The 13,226-nt window shown below is 66.5% G+C and carries 9 protein-coding genes and 1 pseudogene; 6 read left to right on the top strand and 4 right to left on the bottom strand.

Features of this window, described 5'->3' with window-relative positions; all coding sequences use genetic code 11:
- Window positions 1–278: 278 nt before the first annotated feature.
- Window positions 279–1,097, bottom strand: a complete 819-nt coding sequence (locus WS70_RS09900; RefSeq protein WP_059471654.1) for an ABC transporter permease — start codon at window positions 1,095–1,097, stop codon at window positions 279–281.
- Window positions 1,094–1,789, bottom strand: a complete 696-nt coding sequence (locus tag WS70_RS09895; protein ID WP_059471653.1) for an ABC transporter ATP-binding protein — start codon at window positions 1,787–1,789, stop codon at window positions 1,094–1,096. Before WS70_RS09895 ends, WS70_RS09900 begins: the two co-directional genes overlap by 4 nt.
- A gap of 133 nt (window positions 1,790–1,922) precedes the next feature.
- Between WS70_RS09895 and WS70_RS09890 the strand changes: the two genes are divergently transcribed.
- From WS70_RS09890 to WS70_RS09865, 6 genes and pseudogenes are all read left to right on the top strand, one after another.
- Window positions 1,923–4,415: an AsmA family protein gene (locus WS70_RS09890; protein ID WP_059598658.1), complete on the top strand. Its 2,493-nt coding sequence runs from the start codon at window positions 1,923–1,925 to the stop codon at window positions 4,413–4,415.
- Window positions 4,416–4,711: 296 nt separating this feature from the next.
- Window positions 4,712–6,304 (top strand): ABC-F family ATPase, encoded by a 1,593-nt coding sequence (locus tag WS70_RS09885; protein ID WP_082722483.1) that lies wholly within the window; start codon window positions 4,712–4,714, stop codon window positions 6,302–6,304.
- Window positions 6,305–6,638: 334 nt separating this feature from the next.
- Window positions 6,639–7,079, top strand: a pseudogene (locus tag WS70_RS09880) (ATP-binding protein); the annotation flags it as partial.
- A gap of 236 nt (window positions 7,080–7,315) precedes the next feature.
- Window positions 7,316–8,752: an aldehyde dehydrogenase family protein gene (locus WS70_RS09875; RefSeq protein WP_059471650.1), complete on the top strand. Its 1,437-nt coding sequence runs from the start codon at window positions 7,316–7,318 to the stop codon at window positions 8,750–8,752.
- Window positions 8,753–8,906: 154 nt separating this feature from the next.
- Window positions 8,907–10,097, top strand: a complete 1,191-nt coding sequence (locus WS70_RS09870; protein WP_059598677.1) for an NAD(P)H-dependent flavin oxidoreductase — start codon at window positions 8,907–8,909, stop codon at window positions 10,095–10,097.
- A 72-nt stretch (window positions 10,098–10,169) separates the two neighbouring features.
- Window positions 10,170–10,814, top strand: a complete 645-nt coding sequence (locus tag WS70_RS09865) for an OmpW/AlkL family protein (protein WP_059471649.1) — start codon at window positions 10,170–10,172, stop codon at window positions 10,812–10,814.
- 128 nt (window positions 10,815–10,942) lie between these two features.
- Here WS70_RS09865 and WS70_RS09860 read toward each other — a convergent pair whose 3' ends face one another.
- Together WS70_RS09860 and WS70_RS09855 are read right to left on the bottom strand one after the other, a co-directional pair.
- Entirely contained in the window at window positions 10,943–11,146 is a 204-nt protein-coding gene (locus WS70_RS09860; RefSeq protein WP_059471648.1) for a DUF1289 domain-containing protein, read from the bottom strand.
- A 657-nt stretch (window positions 11,147–11,803) separates the two neighbouring features.
- Window positions 11,804–13,111 (bottom strand): Nramp family divalent metal transporter, encoded by a 1,308-nt coding sequence (locus WS70_RS09855; RefSeq protein WP_059471647.1) that lies wholly within the window; start codon window positions 13,109–13,111, stop codon window positions 11,804–11,806.
- Window positions 13,112–13,226: the final 115 nt, after the last annotated feature.

Genomic DNA, 13,226 nt, shown 5'->3' with positions numbered 1-13,226 from the left:
GTGGGGCGCGCGGTGTCGTCGAGCTGCATCGACGATGGGCCGCAACGATTCGCGCGTCGACGCGTGGGTATTCATCACACGACGAGACGAGATTCGATGATCGTTCGAATCAGCGACAATCGCTGCCGCCACGCCGCCACGCCGCGAATGGCAAGGGTGCCGCGAACCGTCAATTCGCCGGATTGGCAAACCGCCGATTCTCCAAACTGCCACGATCCGGCGGATCGCCGCCTCGTCGCTCCGCTACGCCGTCGCTCCGCGTGGCGAACATCTGCATCTCATCCACCGTTCTTTACCGCTGCCCGTTCGACGAGCCGCGACGCGAGAAAGCGGTGTTCGGCGGAGAAGAGCCGCCGATACGTCGACAGCACAGCGCCGACGGTGCCGAGCGCGGACGCGGCCGCGATCAGGAACATGATGACGATCTGATAGCGGACCGCCTGCAACGGCGACTGCCCGGCGAGCACCTGACCCGTCATCATCCCCGGCAGGCTCACGACGCCGACGACGGCCATCTGGTTGAGCGTCGGCAGCATCCCGGCGCGCACTGCCTGCCGCGCCGCATCCTGCGCGGCCTCCCAGCGTGTCGCGCCGAGCGCAAGCGCCGTCTCGACGCGATCCCGCCGCGCGGTCAGCTCCTCCATCATCCGCTCGATGCCGAGCGACACGCCCGTCAGCGTATTGCCGAGGATCATCCCGAGGATCGGGATCGCATATTGCGGCGCGTACCACGGATGGATGCGGATCACGACGAATAGGCCGATCGCCGCGACGAACCAGCTGCTCGCCCAGATCGACAGGATGCTGTCGACGCACTGGCCCGCGTAGGTGCGCTTGCCGCGCGCGGCGCCCGCGAAGCCGGCGATCAGCGTCATCAGCGCGACAAGCGGCAGCACGACATACCAGTGCGGATGGCCGAAGACCCAGCCGAGCACGTAGCCGATCGCGAGCAACTGGACGACGGTGCGCGCGGCGGCCCAAGCGAGCTTGCGGCCGAGGTCGAGCGACAGCGCAACCGAGATCGCGCCGTTGATCGCGACGAGGGCCGCCGCGATGCCGATGTCGACGAGGCTCAGATCTTGCAGCGGCGTGTTCATCGGATATCCTCCGTCGCGGCGACGTCGAGCACGCCGGCGCGCATTGTCAGGCGTCGCGCGCCGACGCGCGCCGCCTGGGCCGGATCGTGCGAGATCCACAGATACGAGCGGGCGCTCGGCGCGGCGCCGAACCATGCGGACACGAGCGCCTCGATTGCGCGGGTCGAATCGGGGTCGAGCGCGGAAGTGGGCTCGTCGAGCAGGAGCACGTCGGGATCGAGCTGCAGCACGCGCAGCAGCGCGGCGATCTGCGCCTCGCCACCCGACAGCTCGCTCGATGCCTTACGGAGGAAGTCGTCGCCGCGGCCGGCCTGTGCGGCGAGGCGCGCGACGCGGGCACGATCGAAGTGCGCGTCGCGGTAGACGGCGAGCGAATACGGGTAGCGCAGCAGATCTTCGACTGTGCCGTCGGCCGTTGCCGGGCGCTGCCGCACGTAAGCGACGCTGCGCCGATAGCGCGGAATCGCCGCGCGCGGGACGCGCTTGCCGTGCCAGAGCAGCCGGCCGCCGTCGATCGGGTCGAGCAGGGCCAGAACCCGTAAAAACACGCTCTTCCCCGAGCCCGACGGCCCGGTGAGCGCGATCCGCTCGCCCGGCGCGAGCGCGAAGTCGGTCGGGGCGAGGAGCGTCTTGCCGCTCGCCGCGTCGCGGCGGGTGATCTGTCGGGTCTCGATCAGGACATCGGCTGTCATAAATGCAAAAAACGCAAAAAACGGTAAATGGGGGCGGGTGGCGCGGCGTCGTGCGTCATAATAACCGTCAGTGGCAGCGTCGCGCGCGCTGCGCGGCGCTGCCGGTTCACGAAGCACTACGACGGAATCTGGCATGACGCTCACCCGTACCCTCGGCAAAACGGCGGCGTGGATCGTCGGCATCGTCGCGGTACTGACCGCGGCGCTCGGCGTGTTCATCTTCACGTTCGACTGGAATCGCGCCAAACCCTGGATCAACGAGCAGGCAAGCGCGTCGATCGGCCGGCCGTTCGAGATCCACGGCGACATCAAGGTCGGCTGGCGGCGTCCCGACGGCGAAACCGGCTGGCGCGCGTGGGTGCCGTGGCCGATGTTCTCGGCGACCCAGGTCGTCATCGGCAACCCGGCCTGGGCGAAAGCGCCCAATTTCGCGACGCTCGACGAAGCGCACTTCGAGCTCGCGGTCCTGCCGCTCCTCGCACATGAAGTCGTGATCCCGACGATCGAGCTGGTCAATCCGGCGCTCGACGTCGAGCGCCTCGCCGACGGCCGCAACAACTGGACCTTCGAATTCAGGAAATCGTCCGGCCCCTCGCCGTGGAAGGTGCAGTTGCGCGACTTCGGCTTCGCGAAGGGCACGGTCGTGTACCGCGACGCGATCACGAAAGCCGATCTGACCGTCGCGATCGACACGCTCGGCCAGCAGATCCCGCTCGGCGATGTGCTCAAGCAGCAGGAGGAGACGTCGCGGGCGGCGTCGGCGCAGCGCGTCGGCAAGAAGGGCGCCGCGCAGCTCACCGCGAAGGCGAAGGCCGAGGTCGCATCCGAGGCGTCGGCGGCCTCGGCTGCGTCGGCGCCCGAATCGGGCAAGGCTTCCGCGGCGAGCGGCGCGTCGGACGCGAATCCGGCGGCTTCGGCCGGCAAGGCTTCCACGGTGGATCAGGCGGCGACGGCCAAAATGGCGGCAAGCAAGAGCGTTTCATCGAGTGCGGCGGCCGCATCGGCGACGCACGCGCCGTCCGGCGCGAGCGCGGCGGCCGTTGCGGCGGGCCAGCCTTCCGCGTCGGGCGCGGGTGCGGCCGGCGGATCGGCCACCTCGGTCGTCCCGCCGGCCACGATCGCCCCCGGCGCGAGCGGCGCCAGCGCAGCCTCCAGCGCGTCCGCGGCGGCCGCTGCAAGGAAGCCGGCCGGTCCGGCCTACGCGTTCGGCCTGACGGTCAAGGGCCACTACAAGGGCGTGCCGGTCGACGGCACGGGCAAGATGGGCGGCGTGCTCGCGCTACAGGACGCGTCGCGTCCGTTCCCGCTGCAGGCCGACGTGAAGGCAGGCGACACGCGCTTGGCGATCGTCGGCACGCTCTCCGATCCCGTGCATCTCGCAGCGATCGATCTGCGCCTGTGGCTGCAGGGTTCGAGCATGTCGCATCTGTATCCGCTCACGGGCGTGACGCTGCCCGATACGCCGCCATACGCGACCGAAGGGCGCCTCATCGGCAATTTCAAGCGCCGCGCAAGCACGTTCCGCTACGAGAACTTCAACGGCCGCGTCGGCGGCAGCGATCTGCGCGGCACGCTCGAGTACGCGCAGCGCGAGCCGCGTCCGCTGCTGTCGGGCGAGCTCGTGTCGAACCTGCTCCAGTTCTCCGACCTCGCACCGATCATCGGCGCCGACACGGCGGCGAGCAAGGCGCAGCGAGGCGATACGACGAAGCAGCCGCCGGGCCGTGTGCTGCCTGTCGAGACGTTCCGCACCGACCGCTGGCGCGCGCTCGACGCCGATGTGAAGTTCACCGGCAAGAAGCTCGTCAAGCGCGCCGATTTGCCGATCACCGACCTGTACACGCACGTCGTGATGCAGGACGGCGTGCTGTCGCTGCTGCCGCTCAAGTTCGGCGTCGCGGGCGGGGCGCTCGCGACCGACGCGCGGCTCGACGGCAGCGGTGCGCCGCTGAAGGGGCGCTTCTCCGTGTCGGCGCGCCACCTGAAGCTGAAGCAGCTGTTCGCGACGCAGAAGGTGATGCAGTCGGCGCTCGGCGAGGTCAACGGCGACGCCGCGCTGTCGGCGACCGGCAACTCGCCCGCGGCGCTCGCGGCGACCGCGAACGGCGAAGTAAAGGCGCTCGTGACCAACGGCGCGATCAGCCGGCTGCTGATGGAGGCGGCCGGGTTGAACGTCGCGAACGTCGTCTACGAGAAGTTGTTCGGCGGCCGCGACGTGAAGATCAATTGCGCGGCGGTCGATTTTGTCGCGACCAACGGCGTGCTCGATACGAAGGTGTTTGCGTTCGACACCGACGATGCGCTGATCAACGTCGACGGCCCGATCAGTCTGCGCGACGAAACCCTGGACCTGACGATCCATCCGCACACGAAGGGTTTCCGTGTGTTCTCGCTGCGCTCGCCGCTATACGCGAAGGGTACGTTCAAGAATCCGGACGTCGGCGTCGATGTGGGCGCGCTCGCGTTGCGCGCGGGCGCGATGGTCGGCCTCGGGCTGATCAATCCGTTCGCGGCGCTGGTCCCGCTGATCGCGCCGAGCAACAACAAGGACGTGCCGTGTTCGGTGCTGTTCGCGCAGTTGAAGACGCCGCCCAAGGCGCCCGCGCCGAACGTGTCGAAGAGGTAGCCGACTGAGGACGCCGGCAAGGCGCCTCGCCGCGATCGTCGCGCGGCGCGCTCGATTCCAGTGAGGGGTGGGTGCGCCGCCGCCGTGCGGCGCGGCCGCAGCACTACGCCAAACGTGTCCGTTCCCGTGTCGCCGCGGCGCAAGCCGATCGATCCCCGATTATTGCAACGCGGCCTCTCACGGCCGTTTGCCCGCGCATTGCATGCCCGTCGAGCGCGCCCGCGAGCAGCACGTCACCGACTCCTGCTAAAATGTCAGGTTTCCCGTCGATCTCTCCTCTTTCACGAGGCCACGCTGTGCTTTCTACCGCCAACATCACGATGCAATTCGGGCCCAAGCCCTTGTTCGAGAACATCTCGGTCAAGTTCGGGGAGGGCAACCGCTACGGCCTCATCGGGGCGAACGGCTGCGGCAAGTCGACCTTCATGAAGATCCTGGGCGGCGATCTCGAATCGTCCGGAGGCAACGTCGCGCTCGAGCCGAACGTCCGTCTCGGCAAGCTGCGCCAGGACCAGTTCGCGTATGAAGACGTGCGCGTGCTCGACGTCGTGATGATGGGCCACACCGAGATGTGGGCCGCGATGTCCGAGCGCGACGCGATCTACGCGAACCCCGAAGCGACCGACGATGACTACATGCACGCCGCCGAGCTCGAGGCGAAGTTCGCCGAGTACGGCGGCTACGACGCCGAAGCGCGCGCGGGTGCGCTCCTGCTCGGCATCGGCATCGAAGAGAAATTCCACAGCGGTCCGATGCGCGACGTCGCGCCGGGCTGGAAGCTGCGCGTGCTGCTCGCGCAGGCGCTGTTCTCGAATCCGGACGTGCTGCTGCTCGACGAGCCGACCAACAATCTCGACATCAATTCGATCCGCTGGCTCGAAGATACGCTCAACAACTACAACTCGACGATGATCATCATCTCGCATGATCGTCACTTCCTGAACTCGGTGTGCACGCACATGGCCGACATGGACTATGGCACGCTGAAGGTCTGGCCGGGCAACTACGACGACTACATGCTCGCGTCCGCGCAGGCGCGCGAGCGTCAGGCGGCCGCAAACGCGCGCGCGAAGGAGCGCGTCGCCGAGCTGCAGGACTTCGTGCGTCGCTTCTCGGCGAACAAGTCGAAGGCCCGCCAGGCGACGAGTCGTGCGAAGCAGATCGACAAGATCAAGATCGAGGAATTCAAGCCGTCGTCGCGGCAGAACCCGTTCATCCGCTTTGAGTTCGAGAAGAAGCTGCACAATATCGCGGTCGTTGCGGATTCGATCACGAAGCAATACGAACGGACGATCTTCCAGAACTTCAACCTGTCGGTGCAGCCGGGCGAGCGCATCGCGATCATCGGCGAGAACGGCGCGGGCAAGACGACGCTGCTGCGCGCGCTCGTCGGCAATCTCGCGCTCGATCACGGCACGGTGAAGTGGGCCGAGAACGCGAACGTCGGCTACATGCCGCAGGACACCTACGAGGAGTTCCCGAACGACGTCACGCTGATGGACTGGATCGACCAGTACCGCAAGGACGGCGACGACGAGACGATGGTGCGCGGCACGCTCGGCCGCCTGCTGTTCTCGGCGGACGACATCAAGAAATCGGTGAAGGTGCTGTCGGGCGGCGAGAAGGGCCGCATGATCTGGGGCAAGCTGATGCTCGGCCGCCACAACGTGCTCTTGATGGACGAGCCGACCAACCACATGGACATGGAATCGATCGAGTCGCTGCAGATTGCGCTCGAGAAGTTCGAAGGCACGCTGATCTTCGTGTCGCACGACCGCGAATTCGTGAGCGGCCTCGCGAACCGGATCATCGAAGTGACGACGGACGGCTCGCTCGTCGACTTCGGCGGGAATTACGAGGATTTCCTCGCGAGCAAGGGACTGCAATAACAGCGGCGGTTTGTACCCAGTGTGATGTACCGAATTGTACCCAAGAGGCCCGCAAGTTGTACTCGGCGGGCTTTTTGTTGTACCCAGAGCATCGGCCGCCCAGAACCGCCTAGTTGTTCTTTTAGTCCTCTTTGCCGTCGTGGCGGCTCTCTGGCTTCGCGGCTTCCTCGTCGTTCTCAAGTTGACCCCGTTCCTGCGCCTCTATCTCGGCTGCGCTCCAACGGCGGGTAGCGTCTGCGCGGGCCTTAGCAATCTCGTCGAGCAACGCGCTGTGAGCTAATAACACGGCTCGTCAGCTACACCGGCAGCGGCTACGCATCGATCGCACAGGGCTAATCGTCAAGAAATCGATGGGCAGCTTGCCTATACCGAGTTCCTCGCCATGCTGCTGCACGACGAAGTGGCACGACGCGACCAGAAGAAGCTCGGCGTGCGGCTCGCCCGCGCCGGCTTCGCGCTGGGCAAGACGCTCGAGTCCTTCGACTTCGACCGCTTGCCCAAACTGAACCGCGCCCATCTCCACGATCTAGCCACCGGCCGCTACATCGACGAGAAGGTCTCCATCCTGATGGTTGGCCAAACCGGTGTCGGCAAGAGTCACCTCGCGCAGGCGCTGGGCCACTGCGCCGCACGCCAGGGCCGTGACGTGCTGTTCGTCGCGCAGACCGATCTGCTCAAGAAGCTACGTGCAGCGCGCGCCATGGGACTGTATGGGCGCAAGTTCCAGCAGTTCGTGCGCGTGCCGCTGCTGATCATTGACGACTTCGCGGTCAAAGTCGGTCGCGCGCTTCGAGCGGCTCGACGAAATGGGTCTGAACGCTATTGCGGGGCGAGAGCGTCCCTAGGTGAAATGCGATTCTCCGAGTGTAGTTCGCCCGGTGCGCCCGACGTTCTCCGCAACGATGGGGGATAACGTCCGCTTCTCATCCCAAGCAATAGGGATGCCGGGTTGGCCGATGCGTTCGACTGGGTAGAATGATCATATTTCGACCGGGAGACGAGAGGGCTGCAATGAAAACCTACGAACAGTTCTACATCGGCGGCGCGTGGCGCCCGAGCGCGGGCAAGGGCGCGATCGACGTGATCGACTCCGGCACGGAGGCCGTGATCGGTCGTATTCCCGAGGGCTCCGCCGATGACGCGAAGGCGGCCGTCGCCGCCGCGCGCGCCGCATTCGACGGCTGGGCCGCGACGCCGCCCGCCGAGCGCGCCCGCTATCTGTACAAGATCACCGAAAACCTGAAGGCGCGCAGCGAGGAACTCGCGCAGTCGATCACGGGCGAAGTCGGCATGCCGATCAAGCTGTCGCGCGCGATCCAGGTCGGCGGACCGGTCTATAACTGGGGCGCGTATGCGAGGCTCGCCGAGACGTTCGCGTTCGAAGAGCGGGTCGGCAATTCGCTCGTCGTGCGCGAGCCGGTCGGCGTCGTCGCGGCGATCACGCCGTGGAACTATCCGCTCAACCAGATCACGCTGAAGGTCGCGGCCGCGCTCGCGGCGGGCTGCACGGTCGTGCTGAAGCCGTCCGAAGTCGCGCCGCTCAATGCGTTCATTCTCACCGAAGCGATTCACGATGCCGGGCTGCCCGCCGGCGTGTTCAACCTCGTATGCGGCTACGGGCCCGTCGTCGGCGAAGCGCTCGTGAGCGATCCCGATATCGACATGGTGTCGTTTACCGGCTCGACGCGCGCGGGCAAGCGCGTCGCCGAGCTGGCCGCGGCCGGCGTGAAGCGCGTCGCGCTCGAACTGGGCGGCAAGTCGGCGTCGGTGATTCTCGACGATGCGGATTTCGCGGCCGCGGTGAAGGGGACGGTATCCGCGTGCTATCTGAACGCGGGCCAGACGTGCTCCGCGCACACACGGATGCTCGTGCCGGAATCGCGCTACGACGAAGCACGCGAGCTCGCGAAGGCGGCGGCCGAAGCGTATGTCGCGGGCGACCCGCGCGATGACGCGACGCGGCTCGGCGCACTCGCGTCAGCGGTTCAGCAAGCGCGCGTGCAGGGCTACATCCAGCGCGGCATCGACGAAGGCATGGAGCTCGTCACGGGCGGCCTCGGCATGCCGGAGGGCGTCACGCGCGGCTTCTTCGTGAAGCCGACCGTGTTCGGCCGCGTGAAGCCCGATGCGACGATCGCGCAGGAGGAAATCTTCGGCCCGGTGCTGTCGATCATCACGTATCGCGACGATGACGATGCGGTGCGGATCGCGAACGATTCGCCGTATGGTCTCGGCGGCGCGGTGTGGTCGGGCAGCGACGAGCACGCGCTGCGCGTCGCGCGGCGCATTCGCACGGGCCAGGTCGACATCAATGGCGGTGCCTGGAACATGGCTGCGCCGTTCGGCGGTTTCAAACAGTCGGGGATCGGCCGCGAGAACGGCGTGTACGGGCTCGAGGAATATCTGGAATACAAATCGATGCAGTTGCGTCCGACGAAGAACGCCTAAAGAAGAATGCATAAGCGCGTATCAAGCGCGCATCTTTTTGTGACGACACGGCATGCGTCCACGCGGACGCGTGCCGTTTTTCTTGACGACGGTCAAGACGCTTCGCTGGCAATCGCCGATCATCGAATTCTTTCTGCCGTATCGAGAGGTTGCGATGACCGGTCCCACATCTTTCCCGCCGCTCAAGATTCGCGGCCGTTCGCTGTTGCCCGTCGTGCAGGGCGGAATGGGCGTCGGCATCTCCGCGCATCGGCTTGCCGGGAGCGTCGCGCGCGAGGGCGCGCTCGGCACGATCGCGAGTATCGACTTGCGCCATCACCACACCGATCTGATCGAGCGCTGCAAGCGGCGTCCCGATCGCGAAACGATGGAGGCCGCGAATCTCGAAGCGCTCGCGCGCGAGATCCAGCGCGCGAAGACATGGAGCGAGGGCCGCGGGATGGTCGCCGTCAACGTGATGAAGGCGGTGCGCTCGCACGCGGACTATGTGCGCATCGCATGCGAATTCGGCGCGGACGCGATCGTGATGGGCGCGGGGTTGCCGCTCGATCTGCCGGACATGACGCAGGGGCACGATGTCGCGCTGATTCCGATCCTGTCGGACAGCCGCGGGATTGCGCTCGTGCTGAGAAAGTGGATGAAGAAGGGGCGCCTGCCCGATGCGATCGTGATCGAGCATCCGGCGCATGCGGGCGGCCATCTCGGCGTGACGAATCTCGACGACATGGGCGATCCGCGTTTCGAATTTGCGCGCGTCATCGAAGAGACCGTGCAGACGTTCGCGTCGCTCGGGCTCGAGCGCGAGCGGATTCCGCTCATCGTCGCGGGCGGCATCAACAGTCACGAAGCGGTGCGTGCGGCACTCGCCGAAGGCGCGAACGGCGTGCAGGTGGGCACGCCGTTCGCGGTCACCGAAGAGGGCGACGCCCATCCGAACTTCAAGCACGTGCTCGCGAATGCGAAGCCGGACGACATCGTCGAGTTCGTGAGCGTCACGGGGCTGCCTGCACGCGCGGTGAAGACGCCGTGGCTCGAGCGCTATCTGCGGCACGAGGCGCGCATCCGCGCGAAGATCGGCGCGCTCAAGCAGCGCTGTCCGTCCGCGCTCGAATGCTTGACCGTATGCGGATTGCGCGACGGCATCGAGCGCTTCGGCCACTTCTGCATCGACACGCGCCTCGCTGCGGCGCTGCGCGGCGACGTAGCGAACGGGCTGTTCTTTCGTGGTCGCGAGTCGCTGCCGTTCGGGCAGGCGATCCGCAGCGTGCGTGATTTGCTCGAGCTGCTGCTGACGGGCACCGCGCCCGAGCCTGTGACAAACCGTCCTACATTCTCGCTTGCGTGAGACTTGATGTTCATCAATATAAGTAGGGAACCATCCCTTGAGAATGAAGCCTGTTCCTAGGGGGTCTTTAACATGCGTCGTCAAACAATTCGTAATTGCACCACCGCCATCGCCTGCGCAGCCGGCCTCGCGATGATTCCGTCGCTGTCGCACGCGGCTTCGCCCGGGGAGGGTATCAATCAAGGCGATATCATCGCGCGCGTTCGCGGGATCAGCATCATGCCGGACGAACGCACGAGCAATACGCTGTCGGCGCTGAACGTGGGCGTGAACAACGCGATCGTCCCCGAACTCGACTTCACCTACATGATTCGCGACTACCTGGGCGTCGAGCTGATTCTCGGCACGTCGCGGCATCAAATTACGTCGTCGCTCGGCGATCTCGGCGGCGTCGGTGTGCTGCCGCCGACGCTGCTGCTGCAGTACCACTTCAATCACGCCGGCAAGGTGCGGCCGTACGTCGGCGCGGGCATCAACTACACGCTGTTCTATAACAACGGGCTGCACGCGGGCGGCGAGGGGATCGGGATCAACAACCACAGCTTCGGTCCCGCGCTGCAGTTCGGCGTCGATGTGCAAGTGACGAAGAAGCTGTTCGTCAACGTCGACGTGAAGAAAATCTGGATGCACACCGATGCGACGCTCGGCGGCCAGCCGCTTGGCCGGCTGAACATCGATCCGCTCGTCGTGGGCGTCGGCGTCGGGATGAAGTTCTAAGTATCGAAAGAATCGAAAAGTGTTGGGGTTGGCGGCACGGCTTCATGCGTGCCGTCTTTTTTTTGTGCCGATTCGTTTCGGGATGCTGATGGAATCCGTGTGCGCCGCTCGTGCGGCAGGCCGCGCGCTTACAGCTTGTCGTACTGAAAGCGCATCGCCGTGCCTTCGCGCGTGATGCGCTCCCAGATCGCCTGCTTCTCGGCGTCCGTCATGAACACCCAGTTCGAGACTTCGAGCGCCGTGCGGCCGCAGCCTTTGCAGACGTCGTCGAAGAGCGTCGAGCAGACGCCGATGCAAGGACTGTCGGGTTTGTCGTGAAGATTCGAGGTCATCGGAACATTGAATTCGGTGGTCGCCGCGCGTGCGGCAAGCCGTTATGTTAAAGCATGTGCTCGGTGCGCCCGGCGGAGCCGTCGCGGGCGGTTTTGCCGGCTCGGTCGGGTCGCGCGGTGCAGGCCTGGGCAGGGGGGCGCGGCGGTATTGCCGAATGGCGGAGCGGCGAGTCGAGCGGCGATGTCTCGTCGGCTGGCGGGCGGCGCGCGGCTTTCGCAGTCGGTGGCGATTCGCATCGGTATTCGCGCCGGCCGGCTTTGATCGTCAGGCAGCCGACAGTGGTGAAGCCGGGATGGTCCCGGTTGCTGCGCAGCCGGTGTTGCCGGGTGGGCGACGGTGCGGCTCGATGCAAGCAGCGAATCGAGACGCTCAGCCGGAGCCGTCAATCCGGAACGGCCAATCGTGAATGATCCATCCGGCGCCCTCCATCCGGAGTTGCCCATTCCGTACTGACAATCGATGCGCTCGACCCTCGACTCGGTCGAAGCGCCGAGTTGGAGAGCGCTTGAATCGAAGCACTCGATTCCCGCGCAAAACGCGCCGCGCCGCCAAAACGCGAAGCCGTAATCGCGCCGACCTTCCAACCAAAGTCTCAACCGAATCACCGTCGACGGAGTGCAAATCGAACAACCGCGCGTCACCGACGTTCCGCTCGCCTACTCCGCCGTCGCGAGCTGCCAGACGAGCGCCCCGTTCAGCAGCAGGATCACGGCGGCGCACGCCCACGCGGCCGCGAGCGGCACGCCGCGGGCCCGCCAGCCGCCCATCAACTCGCGGCTCGACGCGAATACGATGAGCGGAACCATCGCGAGCGGCAACTGCAGGCTCAGCACGACCTGGCTCGCGACGAGCAACCGGTTCGATCCGTGCTGCCCGAACAGGCCGACCGCCGCGAGCGCGGGCCCCATCGCGAGCGCGCGAGTCAGGAGCGCGCGCTGCCAGCGCGGCAGCGTCAGCTTCAGGAAGCCTTCCATCACAGCCTGTCCGGCAAGCGTGCCCGTCACGGTTGCCGACAGCCCGCACGCGAGCAGCGCGGCAGCGAACAGCAGGCCCGCCCAGCGGTTGCCGACGAGGGGTGCGATGAGCCGGTGCGCGTCGGCGAGATCGGTGACGTCGTGATGGCCGCTTGCATGGAACACGGCTGCCGCGACGATGAGGAGCGCCGCATTGATCACGAATGCGAATCCGAGCGATACGAACGTATCGAGGTTGACGCCGAAGAGCGCGTGCCGGATCGACTGCTCGTCGCGCGCGTTCGCGTGGTGCTTGACAAGCGTCGAATGCAGGTAGAGGTTGTGTGGCATCACGGTCGCGCCGAGGATGCCGGCCGCGAGCCACAGCATGCCGGCGTCGCGCAGCAGTTGCGGCGACGGTGCGGCGCCCGCGAGCGCCGCATGCCAGTCGGGCCGCGCGAGCGCGACTTCGATCACGAAGCACAGGCCGACGAAGAAGATGAGCGACGTGATCGCCGCCTCGAGCGTGCGCCGACCTCGCCGCTCGAGCGCGAGCATCGCGAGCGTGCCGACCGCCGACGCCAGCACGCCTGTCGTCAGCGACACGCCGAGCAGCATCTGCAGCGCGACCGCCGCGCCGACGACTTCGGCGACGTCGCACGCGACGATCGCGATTTCGGCGGCGATCCACAGCAGCACGGTGACGCGCGGGTCGAAGCGCTCACGGCATAGCTGCGCGAGGTCGCGCCCGGATACGACGCCGATCCGCGCGGCGAGCCATTGCAGCAGCATCGCCATCAGGCTCGCGGCGATCACGACGCCGAGGAGCGTGTAGCCGTAGCCCGCGCCGCCCGCGAGCGCGGTAGCCCAGTTGCCGGGGTCCATGTAGCCGACGGCGACGAGCGCGCCAGCACCGACGAACGTCGCCCAGCGGCGGCGGCCGCCCGGCCCGCCGGAGGCGGGGGGACGGCGTGACGACGCGGAGCGGGCAGCGAGCGGATTGCTGTTCATGGTGGCGGTTCGACGGATGGTTCGCCGCGCACAGTCGGGGCGGGCGTGATGTTTGGACGGGCACGCGGCTCGTCCTCCTATATGGAACGACGAACGGGCGCTGCCTGAATTTAAG

This window comes from Burkholderia mayonis, from assembly GCF_001523745.2.
Classification (GTDB): domain Bacteria; phylum Pseudomonadota; class Gammaproteobacteria; order Burkholderiales; family Burkholderiaceae; genus Burkholderia; species Burkholderia mayonis.
Note: the sequence above shows the minus strand (reverse complement) of the source record. Positions and strands in the feature narration are given on the sequence as shown.

Bases quoted from the DNA above. Each gene is read 5' to 3' on its own strand.
- WS70_RS09900 (WP_059471654.1), bottom strand. From the start codon at position 1,097: ATGAACACGCCGCTGCAAGATCTGAGCCTCGTCGACATCGGCATCGCG.
- WS70_RS09895 (WP_059471653.1), bottom strand. From the start codon at position 1,789: ATGACAGCCGATGTCCTGATCGAGACCCGACAGATCACCCGCCGCGAC.
- WS70_RS09890 (WP_059598658.1), top strand. From the start codon at position 1,923: ATGACGCTCACCCGTACCCTCGGCAAAACGGCGGCGTGGATCGTCGGC.
- WS70_RS09875 (WP_059471650.1), top strand. From the start codon at position 7,316: ATGAAAACCTACGAACAGTTCTACATCGGCGGCGCGTGGCGCCCGAGC.
- WS70_RS09870 (WP_059598677.1), top strand. From the start codon at position 8,907: ATGACCGGTCCCACATCTTTCCCGCCGCTCAAGATTCGCGGCCGTTCG.
- WS70_RS09865 (WP_059471649.1), top strand. From the start codon at position 10,170: ATGCGTCGTCAAACAATTCGTAATTGCACCACCGCCATCGCCTGCGCA.
- WS70_RS09860 (WP_059471648.1), bottom strand. From the start codon at position 11,146: ATGACCTCGAATCTTCACGACAAACCCGACAGTCCTTGCATCGGCGTC.
- WS70_RS09855 (WP_059471647.1), bottom strand. From the start codon at position 13,111: ATGAACAGCAATCCGCTCGCTGCCCGCTCCGCGTCGTCACGCCGTCCC.